The sequence below is a fragment of the Shewanella khirikhana genome, from assembly GCF_003957745.1.
Classification (GTDB): domain Bacteria; phylum Pseudomonadota; class Gammaproteobacteria; order Enterobacterales; family Shewanellaceae; genus Shewanella; species Shewanella khirikhana.
Genome location: NZ_CP020373.1, coordinates 331,417 through 349,775, shown reverse-complemented (window position 1 = coordinate 349,775; position 18,359 = coordinate 331,417). Strand labels below are relative to the sequence as shown.

General features: G+C 56.5%; 13 protein-coding genes and 1 riboswitch. Of the genes, 3 read left to right on the top strand and 10 right to left on the bottom strand.

Going from position 1 to position 18,359, the window contains the following annotated elements; genetic code table 11:
* Window positions 1-2: 2 nt before the first annotated feature.
* The 6 genes from cobU to STH12_RS01385 form a co-directional block, all read right to left on the bottom strand.
* The gene (gene cobU / locus STH12_RS01410) at window positions 3-569 is read right to left on the bottom strand and encodes a bifunctional adenosylcobinamide kinase/adenosylcobinamide-phosphate guanylyltransferase (protein WP_126165902.1); all 567 of its coding nucleotides are present in this window, start codon (window positions 567-569) and stop codon (window positions 3-5) included.
* Window positions 566-1,345: an adenosylcobinamide-GDP ribazoletransferase gene (locus tag STH12_RS01405; protein ID WP_126165901.1), complete on the bottom strand. Its 780-nt coding sequence runs from the start codon at window positions 1,343-1,345 to the stop codon at window positions 566-568. The genes cobU and STH12_RS01405 overlap by 4 nt, the downstream gene beginning before the upstream one ends.
* 5 nt (window positions 1,346-1,350) lie before the next feature.
* Window positions 1,351-2,379, bottom strand: a complete 1,029-nt coding sequence (gene cobT, locus STH12_RS01400) for a nicotinate-nucleotide--dimethylbenzimidazole phosphoribosyltransferase (protein ID WP_126165900.1) — start codon at window positions 2,377-2,379, stop codon at window positions 1,351-1,353.
* A 33-nt stretch (window positions 2,380-2,412) separates the two neighbouring features.
* Entirely contained in the window at window positions 2,413-3,471 is a 1,059-nt protein-coding gene (locus STH12_RS01395; protein ID WP_126165899.1) for a FecCD family ABC transporter permease, read from the bottom strand.
* Entirely contained in the window at window positions 3,468-4,265 is a 798-nt protein-coding gene (locus STH12_RS01390; RefSeq protein WP_126165898.1) for an ABC transporter ATP-binding protein, read from the bottom strand. Before STH12_RS01390 ends, STH12_RS01395 begins: the two co-directional genes overlap by 4 nt.
* An 87-nt stretch (window positions 4,266-4,352) precedes the next feature.
* Window positions 4,353-4,525: riboswitch (cobalamin riboswitch) on the bottom strand.
* A gap of 46 nt (window positions 4,526-4,571) precedes the next feature.
* Window positions 4,572-5,198: a histidine phosphatase family protein gene (locus tag STH12_RS01385; protein ID WP_126165897.1), complete on the bottom strand. Its 627-nt coding sequence runs from the start codon at window positions 5,196-5,198 to the stop codon at window positions 4,572-4,574.
* Window positions 5,199-5,535: 337 nt separating this feature from the next.
* Here STH12_RS01385 and metH point away from each other — a divergent pair, with 337 nt between their 5' ends.
* Window positions 5,536-9,276, top strand: coding sequence for a methionine synthase (metH, locus tag STH12_RS01380; RefSeq protein WP_126165896.1), 3,741 nt, complete (start codon window positions 5,536-5,538; stop codon window positions 9,274-9,276).
* A gap of 655 nt (window positions 9,277-9,931) precedes the next feature.
* Here metH and STH12_RS01375 read toward each other — a convergent pair.
* Together STH12_RS01375 and STH12_RS01370 are read right to left on the bottom strand one after the other, a co-directional pair.
* The gene (locus tag STH12_RS01375) at window positions 9,932-10,195 is read right to left on the bottom strand and encodes a hypothetical protein (RefSeq protein ID WP_126165895.1); all 264 of its coding nucleotides are present in this window, start codon (window positions 10,193-10,195) and stop codon (window positions 9,932-9,934) included.
* Between the two features lie 471 nt (window positions 10,196-10,666).
* On the bottom strand, window positions 10,667-11,638 hold the full coding sequence (locus STH12_RS01370) for a DMT family transporter (protein WP_126165894.1): 972 nt from the start codon (window positions 11,636-11,638) through the stop codon (window positions 10,667-10,669).
* Between the two features lie 397 nt (window positions 11,639-12,035).
* Between STH12_RS01370 and dbpA the strand changes: the two genes are divergently transcribed.
* Window positions 12,036-13,439, top strand: a complete 1,404-nt coding sequence (gene dbpA, locus STH12_RS01365; RefSeq protein WP_164551122.1) for an ATP-dependent RNA helicase DbpA — start codon at window positions 12,036-12,038, stop codon at window positions 13,437-13,439.
* Window positions 13,440-13,510: 71 nt separating this feature from the next.
* Here dbpA and STH12_RS01360 read toward each other — a convergent pair whose 3' ends face one another.
* A complete protein-coding gene (locus tag STH12_RS01360; RefSeq protein ID WP_126165893.1) occupies window positions 13,511-13,933 on the bottom strand; it encodes a hypothetical protein in 423 nt (140 codons plus the stop codon).
* 199 nt (window positions 13,934-14,132) lie between these two features.
* Here STH12_RS01360 and STH12_RS01355 point away from each other — a divergent pair, with 199 nt between their 5' ends.
* On the top strand, window positions 14,133-14,402 hold the full coding sequence (locus STH12_RS01355; protein WP_126165892.1) for a DUF2999 family protein: 270 nt from the start codon (window positions 14,133-14,135) through the stop codon (window positions 14,400-14,402).
* 177 nt (window positions 14,403-14,579) lie between these two features.
* Here the strand turns inward: STH12_RS01355 and STH12_RS01350 are convergent, their stop codons facing one another.
* The gene (locus STH12_RS01350; protein WP_126165891.1) at window positions 14,580-18,236 is read right to left on the bottom strand and encodes a response regulator; all 3,657 of its coding nucleotides are present in this window, start codon (window positions 18,234-18,236) and stop codon (window positions 14,580-14,582) included.
* Between the last annotated feature and the right edge of the window lie 123 nt (window positions 18,237-18,359).

Sequence of the window (18,359 nt, the reverse complement as noted above, 5' to 3'; positions counted from 1 at the left end):
GGTTATCCTCCCATTTGGGGCAACTTCTTTGCTTTCCTGATAGTTACCGTTTCATCCTTGAGGCTTAGCGGCAATCCGGCCACCACCAGGGTGACCTTGTCGGCGAGGGCGGCGATGGCCTGATTAAGCCTGCCCGCTTCGTCCACAAACTGCCTGCTGAGCTCGCCAAGGGGTACTATGCCCGAGCCCACCTCATTGCTGATAAGAATAAGCTGCCCCTGAAATCCTGCCAGTGTGGCCAGCAGTGTATCGCGGGCATCGGCAATACCATTGGGGTTCGAAACAAGACACTGGGTGAGCCAGAGCGTCAGGCAATCCACCAGTACCGGTTTCTCGCTACGTGCCAGCTCATCGAGGCGCTTTGCTAAATCAAATGGCGCTTCAATTACTTGCCAGTTAACGCCCGACTCGAGCCTATCGAGTTTATGGCGCTCGATGCGTGCGGCCATCTCGCCATCACCGGCAAGCGCAGTGGCAAGATAAATGCCTTCATCCGCCAGTTCGCGGACACAGTTTTCGCCAAAACGGCTCTTGCCGCTGCGGGCACCGCCAAGCAACAGATGGATCACGACTGGCTCCAAAGAAGCAGCAGCACCAGATACAACGCCAGTTCGAGTATTTGCTGGCAGGCTCCCAGGGTGTCACCTGTGTAGCCGCCGATATGACGCTTCTGCCAGCGGCCAAGCAGGCTGCGGGTGATAAAAAGGGTCGCCAGAATCACCAGTGTGGCACCAATGCCGGTCAGCAGCAGACACACCACGGCGGCGCTCAGCATCAAAAACAGCACCTCGTCCCAGTGCATTGACTGCGCCAGCGGCTTGGATTTACTGGCATCGTCATCCCGCACATAGGTGTGGCTGAAAATAAAACTCGCGGCAAAAGCACGGCTCAGGGTATGGCCCAAAATCAGCGCGCCCACCACGCTGGACGCTGAATAGAGCGCGAGTTCACTGAGTAGCTGAAACTTAAACAGCAGCGCCAATATCAGCGCCAGAGCACCATAACTGCCAAGACGACTGTCTTTCATGATGTCCAGCTTGCGCTCACGCTCAAAGGCACCGCCAAAACCGTCGGCGGTGTCGGCAAGGCCATCTTCATGAAACCCACCTGTGATGAGCACCGACGCCACCATGGCCAGCACCACCGCCACGCTGGGCGGGAACGCCAACTGCGCCAGATAAAACACCAGCGCCGACAGCAGCCCAACCAGGGTGCCCACCAGCCCGAAATAACGGCTGGCGCGGCTAAGACCTTCGAGGCTGTATTCCAGCCGTACCGGCACCGGGATACGGGTAAAAAAGGTGAGCGCCAACAAAAACAGCTCGAGTTCACGCTTGAATGACATACGTCTTATACCTTCTCAATCCCTGCATCATCGAAACTGGCCATTTCGCGGTAGAAGTTGGCCGCCGCCTGCACCAAAGGCAGCGCCAGCGCCGCGCCAGTGCCTTCGCCCAGTCTGAGCCCCAAGTCCAGCAAGGGTTCGGCCTTGAGGTGCTCAAGCATCAGCCCGTGGGCACGCTCGCCGGAGCGGTGGGCAAAAATCAGATAATCGCGGCACTCAGGGTGCATCTTCACCGCCGCCAGCGCCGCGGCCGTGGCAATAAATCCATCGATAATCACCGGGACGCCAAGCTCTGCCGCCGCCAGTACCGCGCCGGTCATCTCCACAATTTCAAAGCCGCCGACACAGGCAAGCACAGATTGCGGACTGGTTAAGGTGTCCAGATGTAACAGCAGCGCCTGCTCCACCAGCATTTGCTTGCGCTTGAGGGTGGCGGCATCCACGCCGGTACCGCGGCCGACGCAGTCTTTGGCTTCAAGCCCCAGCAGCGCGGCCATCATAGCCGCAGCGCTGGAAGTGTTGCCAATGCCCATCTCGCCCAGACCAATCAGGTTGGTGCCCTCGGCAACATGGGCTCGGACCCGCTCGCGGCCGAAATTAAGGCCGTGCTCCACCTGACCCAGGGTCATGGCAGCACGCTTGTGGATAGGGCCAGTGCCCGCCCCCAGACGACAATCTGTTACCCCAAGACTTGGGTCCGGCGCCGTTAATATACCGGCATCGATGATTTCGATTTCCCAGCCAAGCTGGCGGCAAAACACATTGATGGCCGCCCCGCCACGGGCAAAGTTCGCCACCATCTGCGCCGTCACTTCCGGCGGTGCAATCGACACGCCGGCATTGGCTATGCCATGGTCGGCGGCAAACACCAACATGGCCGGCCGACGGATCTGCGGCTCATCCCCAAGCAGACGCACCAGCGAAGCGGCGAGCCCTTCAAGTTGCCCCAAGGCGCCGGGAGGCTTGGTTTTGCCATCAATGCGCGCCTGAATGTCCGCATCCCTTTGCCTGTCCGGCGGTGTTATTTCAAACATTGCCTATCCTTATTCAAATCCTTTTTAGGCTTGTTATTGGCCTTTGCGACCAAGCAACAGCAGCAGGAAAAAACCACTGCCTATCACGGCGGTAATCACGCCCACCGGCAGTTCCTGAGCGGGCAGCAGCGAACGGGCCAGCACATCCACCCACATCATAAACAGGCCGCCCATCAGCACCACTATCATAAGCGACTGGCGCCCGGGAAACATCAGCCGGGTGATGTGCGGGATCATTAAGCCGACAAAGCCAATGCCACCGCAACTTGCCACCAGCACGGCAGTCATCAAGGAACACATCAGCAGACTGATGATCCTGAGCCTCGCCACCGGCACCCCAAGACCATGGGCGGTTTCATCCCCGGCCGAAAGCGCCAGTAACTGGCGACGCATCACAGATAAAAAGCCAACAAACACCCCGAAGATGGTCCAGGGCAACCAGAGCAGATCCCAACTGGCGCGGGCAAAACTGCCCAGACTCCAAAAAAGCAGTGAAGCTGTTACCTGCGGGCTTGAAAAATACAGCAGCAAACTGCCAAGGGCGCCAAACAGAAACGAGATAGCCACCCCCGAGAGCAACATACGCTCCACCTGACTTTGCAGCCCAAAGCCACTTAAGGCCAGCACCATAAGCACCGAAGCCGAGGCGCCGGCAAAGGCTCCCAGCGGCAAGCTGATACCATCCGCCGCTTCCACAAAGGCGCCGCCGAGCAGGCTGCCTAGGCTCATTACCACGATGGCGCCGAGGGATGCCCCTGAGCTGATGCCAAACAGGTAAGGGTCGGCAAGGGGGTTACGGGTCACCAATTGCAGCGCCCAACCGGCCAGCGCCAGACCTGCGCCGCAGACAAATGCCAGCAGGATCCGTGGCAATCTGAGTTCCAGCAGAATACGGCTGTCAAGATATGGCACGTCCGCCGGGCGCTCACCAATCAGGGCATGCAGGTACACCGACATGGCTTCGCTGAAGTGAATATCCGCAGCGCCAAACATGCTGGCGAGCGCAGGGGAGACCAAACAGGCCAGTACCAGAGCGGCCAGCAGATAATCACGCCGCCCGAGGGGCGTAAACAAGGCGCGGATGCCACTCATATGTGCGCCCCCAGGCTTCGGTCGTAACCGTAAAAGTAATGAATAAGCGGCTTGCCGTGCTGAGGATGGGGCTCAACGGTACAGCACACCCCAAATACGTCGCCAATCAGGGATTCGGTCAACACCTGTTTTGGCGTACCTTTGGCAATCAGCCGGCCGTGATCCAGCAGTAACAGCTCATCACACAGGGCACTGGCAAGGTTTAAGTCGTGAATGGTGCAAAGCACAAACACATCGAGCCGTTTCAAAAGCTCCAGCACTTCAATTTGATAGCGCACATCCAAATGGCTGGTTGGTTCATCGAGGATGAGAATCGTCGGCCGCTGCACCAGCGCCCTGGCAATCAGCGCCCGCTGCTTTTCGCCGCCGGACAACTTGCCAAAGGGCTGCTTGCCGTAACCTTCAAGACCAACCTTGGCAAGCGCTTCGGCCACAGCCTTCTTGTCAGCGGCGCTGTCGGCGCCTAGCCAGCCCTTGTGGGGGATCAGCCCCATGGCGACCACGGTTTCGGTGGCAAGATCAAAAAGCGGCGGCAACTCCTGGGGCACCACGGCCACCAGCCGGGCAAAGGCCTTGCGGGAAAAGGCATCGATGTCCTGACCATTAATCACAATGGTGCCGCTGTCGGGGCGGATAAAGCGGTATAAACAGCGCAGCAGCGACGACTTGCCCGCACCATTGGGGCCAATCACGCCGTACATGCCACGGCCGTTCAGGGTAAAGCTGAGCGAATCCAGCAGCGCCCGGCCGTTCACCTGCCAGCACAGCTCATTCACCGTGATGGCGGTGTTCATAACAGAAGATCTCCCACGGTATCGCCCGGGGGAGCAAAATTGATAGGCATAAAACTCCTCCGGATAACCCGTCCGGATGCATAGGTTAAGTTGCGACAGATAAAGGCAGGTATCCTGACTCGAAGCACGGCTATTAACCCATAGCACACTCGCTTCACACAGTTGCGGGCACAGTCCGGGCTGGCACCAACAGGCACTCCCCGGTTCCCTTTTCACGTCGGGTTGGCTTAGCCCCCGACACCTTTACCCAATAATGTTCAAATTTGTGGCGACCACACGGCCACTAAACTGCAGATTATCCGCGCTTTAGCGCACAAGTTCCATATCCTGCCAGATAAGCTGCCCCTGCCAACCCTGTGCAGTGGCAAACCAACGGGTTCGGACACAGGCGCCATGGGGAATATCAAGGCGGTTATAAAAACCGGCGACTCTGTTCGCCCCAAGCAGGGAGGCCATCATGCAGCGGATCACGCCGCCGTGGGTCACCAGCCACAGCCGCTCGCCATCCCGTGCAGCCAAGAGTATTTGCGTAATGGCATCATCAACCCGCGCCTCGAAGGCCTGCATGGTTTCACCATTGGGGGGCAGCTGGTTGCTCGCATTCTGGCCCCATGGGTCCTGCCACCAGGCTTCCATGGGTTCGTGCTGCCACAGCTCATTAAGACTGCGGCCATCCCAGTCGCCAAAGTCCATCTCGGCAAGGCGGGGCTGCAATTGCACCGCTTGCCCCAAAGGCTGTGCCATCGCCTCGGCCAGCTCACGGCAACGACGCAGTGGCGAACTTAAAATGGCATGGGGCGCAGGCATGTTGGCGGCGCGCCCGGCAATGGCTTCAATCGCTGCTGCGCTGGGTTTACTGTCGGTTTTGCCCCGCAGCACGCCCTCATCTTCGCAGTTGCCGTGGCGCCAAAATATCAGCTCACAGGAAATCATACTGACGCTCGCCTCTGGTTGTTTATCCGCACTCTTTATCCGCGCTGTTTATCCGTGCTGTTTTTCTGCGCTGTTTTTATGCGCCGTGGCCTGCTTGCCCGTTACTTGCTCCGGGGCGGACTTTTCGCGTATTATGGACGTCTATACGTATAAATGTCCAAATCAAATTTCTGCCCCGGCCAAAGGCTGCGCAGAAATCCAGCGCAGCAGCCTCGCCACAGCCTGTTTCAGGTCGTAAACTGGCTTTTGGCTCCACCGGCACTGCCGTTTAAGCAGCCAAAGCCCCACGGGGCGGCGCATTCAGGACTGAACCTTTTTGTACTTTGCAGGTGTTTTTATGGCAACTCCAGTGTTATCCCAGGCGACCAAGGCGCTTGCCCACAGCCGTCAACAGCGACTGAACGAGGATCTCTCCAAACGCATTCTTATCCTCGACGGCGCCATGGGAACCATGATCCAGGGCCACAAACTGGAAGAAGAACACTATCGCGGCAGCCGCTTCGCCAACTGGCACCGCGACGTAAAAGGCAATAACGACCTCTTGGTGCTCACCCAGCCTGAGATAATCAAGGGCATCCACCGCGAGTATCTGCTGGCCGGTGCCGACATTATCGAAACCAACACCTTTAACGCCACCACGGTCGCCATGGCCGACTATGAGATGGAGGCGCTCTCGGCCGAAATTAACCTTGTTGGTGCCCGCATCGCCCGCGAAGTGGCCGATGAAGTGGAAGCCCAAACCGGCATCCCCCGCTATGTGGCCGGGGTACTTGGCCCGACCAACCGCACCTGCTCCATCAGCCCGGATGTGAATGACCCGGGTTACCGTAATATCCATTTCGATGATCTGGTGGCTGCCTACCGCGAGTCCACCGCCACCCTGATTGAAGGCGGCGCCGATATCATCATGGTGGAAACCATTTTCGATACCCTGAACGCCAAGGCGGCGCTGTTCGCCATCGAATCGATTTTTGATGAAGTTGGTCTGCGCCTGCCGGTGATGATTTCCGGCACCATTACCGATGCCTCCGGCCGCACCCTTACCGGCCAGACCACCGAAGCCTTTTATAACTCGCTGCGCCATATCAAACCCATCAGCATGGGGCTTAACTGTGCGCTGGGGCCAAAAGAGCTGCGCCCTTATGTAGAGGAACTTTCCCGCATCAGCGAATCTTATGTGTCGGCCCACCCCAATGCGGGTCTGCCGAACGAGTTCGGCGGCTACGATGAAACGCCCGAAGAAATGGCCGACATCATAGTGCAGTGGGCCATCGAAGGCATGCTCAACATAGTCGGCGGCTGCTGCGGCACCACCCCGGATCATATCCGCGTTATCCGCGAGGCCGTTGGAAAACACGCCCCCCGCAAACTGCCGGATATTCCGGTCGCCTGCCGTCTGGCCGGGCTTGAACCCCTTACCATCAGTGCAGATAGCCTGTTTGTAAACGTGGGTGAGCGCACCAACGTCACAGGCTCAGCCAAGTTTTTGAAGCTGATTAAAGAAGGCCAATACGAGACCGCGCTGGATGTGGCCCGGGATCAGGTGGAAAACGGCGCCCAGATCATCGATATCAACATGGATGAGGGCATGCTGGACGGCGAAGAGGTGATGACCACCTTCCTCAATCTGGTCGCCTCCGAGCCCGAGATCAGCAAGGTACCCATCATGATTGACTCCTCCAAGTGGGAAGTCATAGAGGCGGGCCTTAAGTGCGTGCAGGGCAAGTGCATCGTAAACTCCATTTCCCTTAAAGAAGGCGAAGACAAGTTTATCGAGCAGGCCACTTTGGTGAAGCGCTACGGCGCCGCCGCCATCATCATGGCCTTTGATGAAACCGGCCAGGCAGATACCCGTGCCCGCAAAATTGAAATCTGTACCCGCGCCTATCGCATTCTGGTGGACAAAGTCGGCTTCCCGCCGGAAGACATCATCTTCGACCCCAACATTTTTGCCGTGGCCACCGGCATCGAAGAGCACGACAACTACGCGGTGGACTTTATCGAGGCGGTGCGCGACATCAAGGCCACCCTGCCCCATGCGATGATTTCCGGAGGCGTGTCCAACGTATCCTTCTCGTTCCGTGGCAACAACCCGGTGCGCGAGGCCATCCACGCCGTGTTCCTCTACCATGCCATTAAAGAAGGCATGGACATGGGCATTGTCAACGCCGGGCAACTGGCGATTTACGACGACATTCCCGCCGAGCTTAAAGAGCGGGTGGAAGCCGTGGTGCTTAACCTGCCCTGCCCGGTGGCCGACTCAAGCAACACTGAGCAACTGCTTGAGATTGCTGAAAAGTATCGCGGCGGCGGTGGCGGCAGTGCCGGTAAAAAAGAAGATTTGGAATGGCGCAGCCTGCCGGTGAACAAGCGCCTTGAACATGCGCTGGTAAAAGGCATCACCGAATTTATCGACGCCGACACCGAAGAAGCCCGTCAGCAGGCCACCCGGCCGCTGGATGTGATTGAAGGCCCGCTGATGGACGGGATGAACGTGGTGGGCGACCTCTTTGGCGAGGGCAAGATGTTCCTGCCCCAGGTGGTTAAATCCGCCCGGGTGATGAAAAAGGCCGTGGCCTATCTAAATCCTTTTATCGAGGCCGAAAAGGTCGCCGGCCAAAGCAACGGCAAGGTGCTGATGGTCACGGTAAAAGGCGACGTGCACGACATCGGCAAGAACATCGTCGGCGTGGTGCTCGCCTGTAACGGCTACGAAGTGATTGACCTGGGCGTTATGGTGCCGGTGGAGAAAATCGTCGAAGTCGCCAAAAAAGAGCAGGTCGACATTATCGGCATGTCGGGGCTCATCACCCCAAGCCTCGATGAAATGGTGCATAACGTGAAAACCTTCGAGCGCGAAGGGCTCACCATTCCCGCCATCATCGGCGGCGCCACCTGCTCGAAAATCCATACCGCGGTCAAGATTGCGCCCCACTACCCACACGGCGCCATTTATATTCCGGATGCGTCCCGCGCCGTGCCCATGGTGAGCAAGCTCATCAACGATGAGACCCGCGATGCCACCATCAAGGCCACCTACGATGAATACCATGTGATGCGCGAAAAGCGCCTGTCACAGGCCAAGCGCAAGGAGATTGTCTCCATCGAGGCGGCGCGGGAAAACCGCTGCCAGCTCGACTGGGCCAACTACCAGCCAAAAGTGCCCAACAAGCTTGGCATTCAGGTGTTTGAAGACTACCCACTGGATGACTTGGTCGACCGCATCGACTGGACGCCGTTTTTCCGCGCCTGGGAACTCCACGGCCACTTCCCGCGCATTCTCGACGATGACGTGGTAGGCGAAGAGGCCCGTAAGCTGTATGCCGACGCCAAAGCCATGCTGCAAACCATCATCGATGAAAAGTGGCTCACCGCCAAAGGGGTGATTGGCCTGTTCCCGGCCAATACCGTGAACCATGATGATATCGAGCTTTACACCGACGAGAGCCGCAGCGAAGTGCTGATGACCACCCATCATTTGCGGATGCAAATCGAGCGAGTGGGTAACGATAACTTCTGTCTGTCGGACTTTGTTGCCCCCAAAGACAGCGGTGTGGCCGACTACACCGGCGGCTTTGCGGTGTGCGCAGGCCACGGTATCGATGAGCATCTGGCACGCTTTGAAGCCAACCACGACGACTACAACGCCATCATGCTCAAGGTGCTGGCCGACCGTCTGGCCGAAGCCTTCGCCGAGCGCATGCACGAGCGGGTGCGTAAAGAGTTTTGGGGTTATGCCGCCGACGAAAACCTCGACAACGAGGCGCTTATCCGCGAGAAATACCGCGGCATCCGCCCCGCCCCCGGCTACCCCGCCTGCCCGGATCACACCGAGAAGGGACTCTTGTGGGATTTGCTGAAACCCAACGAGTGCATTGACCTCAATATCACCGAAAGCTTCGCCATGTACCCCACTGCTGCGGTAAGCGGCTGGTACTTCGCCCACCCACAGGCACGCTACTTTGGCGTGACCAACATCGGCAAGGATCAGGTAGAAGACTACGCCCGCCGTAAAGGGATGACAGTAGCAGAAGCCGAGAAGTGGTTAACACCAGTGCTCGATTACGATCCTGAGTGATCGAGAGCACTCTTTGAAGCGGCCAAGCTGCGCTTGGCTAAGATCGTGGGGCTTCACCCCACACCCGAGGAAAGGGGGCAGTTTCGACTAGCCCCCTTATCCAATCCCCCTGCGACCCGCAACGAAGCGGACAGCCCCTCCGGCACTCGATGCCTTCCCGCTAGCGCGTCAGACGCTCATCCCTGATTCGACTGACGCTGCCTCGGCTTCCTTGCCTCGGCCACGCTTCAGGCATCAATGCCCTCGGCCGCTTCGAACGGGATTGGTGTATTCCTCAGCAAAAGTGTTTAGGGTGTCCTAGCTCTTGTTCTTGTCTTTTGTGTATCTTATTTTCTGTCCTTTTCATTTTTTATACTTTTATAAATTAACTCTCTCTCTGGCAAAGCACTTGACATAAATAACCAAAAACGCCCACTCGTATGCTGGAACTGTTTGTAAATCCTATAGGATTGATAAATATCAATAGGCAGAAATAACAATGACACTATAGAGAACGTGCAAGACAAATATATCCACGCCATAAAATGTAGTGTTAACGACTTTTCTGAGTCATATGACAAAAAAACAATAAACGCACATGTTAAGCTAATTATAAATATAAATGTAATAGTATTCGTGAATAAATTTATAATCAATCTAAGAAACTTAATGAAGATCACTTCAGAAATTCCTCTACTTTTTCGGCACCAAATTTAACAAAATCACCGGAGTTACCGACACAACTTCCTGCTGCCTCTGCCACTCCCGTTCCAATATTTGTCATTTCATTTGCCCTTCCCCATACCGAACCTGTAGCTCTCATCGCAGACTTAGTCGCCAAAGCACCCGCTGCAGTAGCCGCCGCGGAATATAACGCCCCGTCTTTTGCACTTTGTCCCAATTGACTCAAAGTTAGTGTGCCATCTGAATCACCTTGCAAACCATCTATACCTGCATTTGCAATCGCAGATGTCGCCCCTAAACCAGCACCAACTGCTGCGTTGGCACCGACATTTGCAGCAAGTGCACTTACTCCTGTTCATCCGGCATTGGTTACCAATAACTGAGACGCCCATAATTGTTGATGTCTGATGGCGTTGGCTTGAAACTGCCGTTGCCATCCTAAATGCCGTGCATAATACCTATAGAATAATACCTATAGAGTGATGACTGTCCTCATTCTTCGTCATTCTTCGTCATTCTTCGTCATTCTTCGCCACACAATCAACACCATAGCTACAGTAAACAACAGGGAAGAGAGGACTGCCAGACCGTTTTGAAATTTCGCAGCCCCAACTGGACGAACTTTGAAAATTGAGAAACAGGTAAAGGGGTCGGAGTGAATTAAAATGCGAAGGAGACAGGACAGGCATAGCCTTCCTGCGCCCCAACTAGAGCTTCTGCAGCCAGGCTATTTCCCCGAGCGGTTGAGTACGACTAGTGCGATGCCGCCGAGGACTGCGGTGGAGCAGAGGATGAGTCTGAGGCTGAGTGGTTCGCCAAGCAGTAACAGGCCGCCGAATGCGGCTATGATGGGTACGCTGAGCTGTACGGTTGCCGCAGTGGTGGCTTCAATGCGCGGCAGTACCGCATACCAGAGTGCATAACCTAGCCCGGATGCAATAGCGCCTGAGCCAATGCCGTACAGCACGCCAATGGCGGAAACGCTGAAAATCTCTCCCCCGCCTCCCTGTCCGGCGATTTCTCCGTGAGAATCAAAGCCCACCGCCGCTATCACCCCATACAGCAGCAATGCCAGGGGGACGCTGCGGACAAAGTTGCCGGCAGTGGCGCAAAGCGGCGATGCAGCGCCGCGCCCTAGTAACGAATAAACGCCCCAGCAAACGCCTGCCAGCAGCATTAACAAGGCGCCGACGCTGTCGGGCGCTGCAACCCCCGGCAGTAAAAACCAGCCCAAGCCGAGCAGGGCCAGTAGCATTCCAAACAGCTGCAACCGATTTGGCCGCTCACCCGCCCAAAGTCCATAGCCAATCATGGTGGCCTGCACCGCCCCAAACAGCAGCAGGGCGCCGGTGGCCGCAGTGAGACTGTGGTAGGCAAATGAAAAGGCTGCTGCGTATCCCAGCAGCGCCAGCGCCGAGCGCCAGTTGCCGCCAAGCCACGCCTGCTTTGACTCTTGTTTTGGATCTGGCTTTGGTTCTGGCGCCGAAGCGGTTCTTGATTGCAGAAAAGCAAGCAGCATAAGTACCAGAGCGCCGCTCACCATCCGCACCAGGGTAAAGCTCGCCGCATCGATACTGCCGGACACCAACGCCTCGCGGCAAAGGAGCGAGTTGGCCGCAAAGGCAAGCATGGTCAGCGCCGTGAGCAGCCACAGCCGACTGTTATCCTGGGTTGATGCAATCTCTGGCTTTTTGTTCATTCGGCCTTTCTGCTCAAGTGGATTTGCTGGTTATTGACGCTTTCACCTTTTGAAGATGACGACATCTGGCGATAAGCATAATGACAATGGCATCGGCCATGTCTTTGATGTTAGCCCGCTTCTGGCGGCAAATTCCTGGCGTAAGGAAATCAGCCCGCATTATTGCTACAATAGCCTCGCCCCGGGCACATGCCCAACCCGATTAAGCACATTTGCTGCTGACACAGGCTAAGCACACAGGTGTAGAGTCAGACCGGCCAAAAGCAGATATAATTCCGGGGCAAGTCGCAAGACGACACAGTAACAACCGATTCAGTTGAATCATTGCAGTAACCGCTATTTCAATAGCTTTCATCAGCCGTGCCAACGCCCGGTTAGCCACCACAGGACACCTTCCTTGAGCAATTCAGATCTCCAGCCGTCACTGGCTTTCTCCACCCTTAAGCTTAAACCCGAACTGCTTGAGAACCTGTCCTCCATGGGCTACCACGAGATGACCCCCATTCAGGCCCAGAGTCTGCCGGCCATCCTGGCGGGTGAGGATGTGATTGGTCAGGGCAAAACCGGCTCGGGTAAAACCGCCGCCTTTGGGCTCGGGCTACTGAACAAGCTGGATGTGAAGCGTTTTCGCATTCAAACCCTGGTGCTGTGCCCAACCCGCGAGCTTGCCGATCAGGTAGCGCAGGAAATCCGCACCCTCGCCCGTGGCATCCACAACGTGAAAGTGCTTACCCTGTGCGGCGGCGTGCCCATGGGGCCACAGGTGGGTTCGCTTGAGCATGGCGCCCATATCATTGTGGGGACGCCGGGGCGGATTGTGGACCATCTGGAGCGCGGCCGTCTGGATTTGAGCAACCTTAATATGCTGGTGCTCGATGAAGCCGACCGCATGCTGGAAATGGGCTTTCAGCCTCAGCTGGATGCAATTATTGCAAACGCCCCGCGCGAGCGCCAAACCCTGCTGTTCAGCGCGACCTTCCCCGAGCAAATTCAGTCTATTGCCCAGCAGGTCATGTACAAGCCGGTAATGGTAAAAGTGGCAGTCACCCACGAGAAGAGCACCATTGCCCAGCACTTTTTCCATCTGGAAGACGATAGCGCGCGAATGCAGGCACTGCGACTGTTGCTGCTTGAGCATAAGCCAGAGAGCGCCGTGGTGTTCTGTAATACCAAGCGCGAAACCCAAAAGGTGGCCGATGAGCTCAGCAATGCCGGTTTCAGCGTGCTGGCGCTGCATGGTGACCTGGAGCAGCGCGACCGCGATGAAACCCTGCTGCAGTTTGCCAACAAGAGCGCCTGCGTACTGGTGGCCACTGACGTAGCCGCCCGAGGTTTGGATATCGATGCCCTCGATGCGGTATTCAACTACCACGTGGCCCACGACACCGAAGTGCACATTCACCGCATTGGCCGCACCGGCCGCGCTGGCAGCAAGGGCGCCGCCTTCACCTTCTATAACGACAAAGATGGCTACAAGATGGCGCTGCTGGAAGAGTATCTGGAGCGTGACATTCAAAGCGAGCCGCTGCCATCATCGAGCCTACTGGGTAAAACGCCCCAGGCGCCAACCATGATCACCCTGCAAATCGATGGCGGTAAAAAGGATAAGCTGCGCCCCGGCGATATCCTCGGTGCCCTAACCGGCCAGAACGGTATCGAAGGCGGTGAGGTGGGCAAGATTTTAGTGACCGACTACCGCGCCTATGTGGCGGTGAACCGTAAGGTTGCCAAAAAGGCACTCGGTAAAATCACCTCTGGCCGCATTAAAGGCAAGTCGTACCGCGCCTGGCTGATGAAGTAAGCCAATGCCGCCACTTGCTCAACATAAAGCCCGCATGAAGCGGGCTTTATTTTTGTGTTGGCTTTGGGCGCTTATTCAGAAGCAGGCGGGCTATCGAAACTCTTTAACGACCGTAAAAACAGCCCCAGGCCACCGAAACTCAGCACCAGGATCACGATTAAATCGAAGGCGGTTATGGCTCGTAAGCTGAAATGCACCGAGGTGATCACCCCGAACAGCAAGGCTGCGAGGGAGCCAAAGGTCAACAGCCAGCCAAAGGGATTCTTGGCATTGTAAAACATGATGCCCACGCCAAAGATAAAGGGCACCATCACCATGCCAGTGGTGATACTGACATTCATCCCCATGGTCTGAAACCCATAAAGCGACATGCCAAAACCAAAATGTGACCTGACCTGAATGGCATTGAGCAGCAAATACACACCAATCACCATCATCGCCAAGCCAATAAAAAAGTGGCCCAAACCACCATTGCTGCCGCCTGCACCGCGCATGCCCCTCTCCCTTTTCCGCTGAAATTATCCCTGAACTCTATCGGTTCGCTGAGATAGGGGTTGTACCCCTTCAACGGGCGGATGTAAATAGCGCTGGCAGCTGAGATGACTCAAGGACGAACGTCGCCACCTGCACTCACGGGCCAAGTCTGTTAGAATCCGCCCATCTTGATGTTTGACCGATGTTGAAGGAAACGCGATGAACCCCATTATTGCGCTGCTCAAAGAGCACAATGTGAGTGATGAGCAGGTTAAAAGCCTGTTCCAAACCCTGACCGAGAGCCCACTGATGGCCATGGGCGTGCTGGGTCAGCTTGGTATTGCCCCCGAAAAACTGCAGGGCATGATGATGCTGGTCATGCAAAACCCCGGGCTGATTAAAGAAGCAGTTGAAGAGCTGGGGCTGGATTTCTCCAGGGTGGAAGCGGCCAAAGCCAAGATGGATGAGCAGTCTGGCGCAGGCAACTGATCTGCCGCTGTGAGCTGAAGCAGTCCGGTGCTCCCTTTAAGTTGAAAGTTAAGCGCATCTGAGTCCAATCTTATGCACCCAGTGCAAACAGCCTTAACTCAGCCGGACTGGTTCTCCCTTTAATATCAAAACATTAAAACCTATCGCCAGCGCTTATCAAGCGTCTGCCTCATCCCATTAAATCTCTGGAAAATACGGTTTAAGCAAGGCCTCAAGTTCAACCACCTGAGCGGCAGCCTGCTCCAGAGCCGCCAGCACCCGCGCATCGGCAACCACCGGCTCGTTGCTGCTTTTATCGCACTGATGCTCCGCTTCCCGCAGCAAGGCTGACAAGGCACCAAAACCACAGGTTGCGGCGGCGCTCTTCAAACTATGATATTGAATTCGCGCATCTTTCATATTCAGTTTTGGCTGTACCAATAAGGTTTGCGCAAGCTTGATATCGGCCAGAAACTGGGTCAGTACCATGCTGTAAAGTGCGGTATCCCCCAGCCGTTTGCAGGCCACATCCAGCTCCAGTCCGAGTCGTTCACTGAATTGCAGCACCTCTTCTGGCAGGCCATCTGCCGCCAGCGGCACTGATGTGCCTGTATCCGATGTTGCTGCCAACGCGGCAGAGGAGCCCTGGCCATTACCGCTGGATTGGCTGGGTGAGGCGCTTTCAAGATACTGGCGCAATTTGTCAGCAACCTGTTCAATATCAAACGGTTTGGCAATGTGGTCATTCATGCCTGCCTGCTGGCAAGCCTGTTTGTCCTGGGGCATGGCATTGGCCGTCATGGCGATAATCGGCAGCGCGGTGAGTTTCAACTGCTGGCGAATACGGCGGGTGGTTTCATAGCCATCCATACCCGGCATCTGAATATCCATCAGCACCAGGTCAAAGCTCATCGACGCCAGGCGTTCCAACGCCTGAAAGCCATCCACGGCATCGGTCACCCGGGCGCCAAGCTGCGTCAGTAAGGTGGTGGCGACCAGCCGATTGGTGGCATTGTCCTCCACCAGCAGCAGATGCTTGCCCTCAAGCGACGCGCCGGGCAGTGCCAGTTGCTGGCCGTCTTTGGCTTTGGGGTGCTCACCGGCCACATCACGCAGGGTGGTGTACAGCATCTCCCGGGTTATGGGTTTAATCAGGGTGGCATCGTAACTGCCATCGGCCTGCTGCAATTGGGCCTCAAGGATCCTTTCACTGAAGGCGGTCACTATCACAATCGCCGGTTGCTTGGGCAGGGCGGTTAATCTGCGGATGGTGGCCGCCAGCGTCAGACCGTCGATATCAGGCAATTGCCAGTCAATGAGCAGCACATCAAACCCGGCGGTCTCCGGCGCCTGTACGCTCCAAAGCGCCGACTCGGCATCTTTGCAAAGGCTAATGTCACAGCCAAGCTTTTGCAGCATTTCCTTCAGTACCAGCCGGGACGTGTCGTTATCTTCCACCAGCAGCACCCTGAGATTGGGCAGCTGCGGCTTTTGCGCGGTTTCAGCAGGGATGTAACCCAGCGGCACCCTCAGGGTAAAGGTGCTGCCCTGACCAGGGATGCTGGCGACCTCAATATCACCATGCATCAGGCTAATTAATTCGCGGGTGATGGCAAGCCCAAGGCCGGTGCCGCCGTAGCGGCGGGAAATAGAGGAATCGGCCTGCTGAAAGCCTTTAAAAATAATCGCTTGCTGCGACTCCGTCATGCCGATGCCCGAGTCCTGAATGGCAATATTCAGCTCACAGCGCTGCTCATCGTCGAACCGCACACCAATCCGGGTTATCACATCGCCTACCTGGGTAAACTTAATGGCATTGCTGAGCACATTAAGCATCACCTGCCGTAGCCTCAGGCTGTCCCCCACCAGGGTATCAGGCACCTCATCGTCCACCTGATACACCAGCTCAATGGCCTTGTGCTGCGCCTGGGACGACAAAATACTGCCCATCTCGGTTAAGAGCTGCTGCAACGAGAACGGATGCTGCTCAAGCTCTATCCTTCCTGCCTCGATTTTGGAGAAATCCAGAATATCGTTCAGCAGCGCCAGCAGTGATTTGGCCGCCTGCTGTGTCTTCAGCAAATAGTCACGCTGCTGCGGCTCAAGTTCGGTGTACAGGGTCATCTGCAGCAGCCCCAGCACCGCATTCATCGGGGTGCGGATTTCATGGCTCATATTGGCCAGAAAGTCCGATTTGGCCTGACTGGCCTGCAGCGCCTGCTCCCTGGCATCGGCCAGTTCCTGCTCGCGGGCAAGCTGCTCGGTAAGATCGTAGGCAATACCAAGATAACCGCTCAGCTCACCGTCTTCACTGCACAGGGCCGTCACACTCAACCGCACCGGGATCTGCCTGCCGCTCTTGCTGATGTAGGTCCAGTTATTGGTATCGGGCTTGCCACGCCTGGCCTTGGCCACAAAGGCCTCGAAACCGGGCTCGACGTTTTGCCCAAGCTCCTTGCTGAGCACGGCGGCACGGCGCACAACCTCTTGTTCTACATGGAATATGGCCGGGGTTTGCCGACCTATCATTTCATCAGCACTGTACTCCAGCAGCCGCTCGGCGGAGGGGTTAAACACTGTGATAATGCCCTCGGGATCTGAGGCGATAATGGCGTAAGCAGCGGCATTAAAGATGCTGCGCTGCATGGCAGCCATCTGCTCAAGCTGGGCGGTACGCTGTTGCACCAAGACTTCCAGCTCGGCCTTGGCAGCAATCAGGGCATCTTCCTTGGCTTTGGCAAGCTCGGCGCTGTGCCTCAGTACCGTTAAACGCCTGAGCCACATCAGCTGCGCCAAATACACCAGCACGGCCAAAAGCCAGCTCGAGATCCAGGCATTCCACAGCCGGGCGCGGGGCGCAGGCAGTGCCATGGCGCTGATAAATGCCTGGGTCGGGGTCAGGTTAAGCTGCCAGTTGCGTCCAAAAAGCGAGATGGACTCACTGACTTCCAGCGCAGCGAGGGTATCCAGTTGCTCGCCGCGAACAAAAAACAGCTCTTTGCCTTCAGGGGTGACATCCACAATCGACAGCGCCAGATTGTCATCAAGCCCGGTCACAGTGCTCAGCACTTCATCAATCAATATCGGCGTATAGGTCCAGCCCACCAGGTTCGCTGGCGCTTCGCCACTGGCTGCCGGGCTACCCGTCGCCTGCTCATCCAAAGGGCTTGGCATGGAGCCTGTCGCCATGGCGGCCTCCGGCCGGTACACCGGCAGCAAAATCAAAAAGCCATGTAAGCTTTTTTGGCTTGCCTGCACCAGTGTAATCGGGCCGGTGATCCGGGCGGTGTGCTCCCGCGCCGCGCCCATGGCAGCCTGGCGCCGATTGGGCTCAGAGCCAATATCCAGTCCCACCGCCTGCTTATTGCGATACTCGGGCTCAATAAAGCGGATCACCAGCACATCGTCGTTATGGGGCTGCAGTTGCCGCAGATTAAAGGTGCCATCGGGCCGCTCTGCCGCCGCTTGTTCAAGGAATTCAGTAAGTTGGTTTTGGGGCACATATTGCACAAAGCCAAACCCTCTGGCGCCGGGGAACTCCACATCGTAGTCCCGGGTGCCGGTGTAGGTTTGCATATGTTGATAATTGAAGTTGTCGGGGCCAACGGTCACCATGGTGCCCCTGAGTCCGCGCAGGCCGTGTTCGTACAGCGAGACCTTTTCGGTCACCCCGGCGGCAATTTCCTGAACCCGGATGTGCAGGGTCTGGGCTATTCTGGCGTCGTTTTCAGCATGCTGACGGGCGGCAAGCTCGCTGCCCATCCAGTATCCCAACAAAATGATCAGCAATGGCAGCCACAGCGACAATAAGGATTGCTGCGAAAAAGAGCTTTTGAACAGTCCTGTGCCTTGCATGAATTCCTCTGCCAGTGTTGCCTGAGTGGGTAGGGGAAAAGCGCTTTAAAAACATGTGGTTTTTAAATACAAAGCATAGTCGGCTGAGCCGATATCGCACTGATTTTTTCGCCCCCTGCTGAT

Coding starts and splice junctions, on each gene's coding strand:
- STH12_RS01360 (WP_126165893.1), bottom strand. CDS start 13,933: ATGCGCGGTGCAGGCGGCAGCAATGGTGGTTTGGGCCACTTTTTTATT.
- STH12_RS01350 (WP_126165891.1), bottom strand. CDS start 18,236: ATGCAAGGCACAGGACTGTTCAAAAGCTCTTTTTCGCAGCAATCCTTA.
- STH12_RS01355 (WP_126165892.1), top strand. CDS start 14,133: ATGAACCCCATTATTGCGCTGCTCAAAGAGCACAATGTGAGTGATGAG.
- cobT (WP_126165900.1), bottom strand. CDS start 2,379: ATGTTTGAAATAACACCGCCGGACAGGCAAAGGGATGCGGACATTCAG.
- STH12_RS01405 (WP_126165901.1), bottom strand. CDS start 1,345: ATGTCATTCAAGCGTGAACTCGAGCTGTTTTTGTTGGCGCTCACCTTT.
- STH12_RS01390 (WP_126165898.1), bottom strand. CDS start 4,265: ATGAACACCGCCATCACGGTGAATGAGCTGTGCTGGCAGGTGAACGGC.
- STH12_RS01370 (WP_126165894.1), bottom strand. CDS start 11,638: ATGAACAAAAAGCCAGAGATTGCATCAACCCAGGATAACAGTCGGCTG.
- STH12_RS01395 (WP_126165899.1), bottom strand. CDS start 3,471: ATGAGTGGCATCCGCGCCTTGTTTACGCCCCTCGGGCGGCGTGATTAT.
- metH (WP_126165896.1), top strand. CDS start 5,536: ATGGCAACTCCAGTGTTATCCCAGGCGACCAAGGCGCTTGCCCACAGC.
- STH12_RS01385 (WP_126165897.1), bottom strand. CDS start 5,198: ATGATTTCCTGTGAGCTGATATTTTGGCGCCACGGCAACTGCGAAGAT.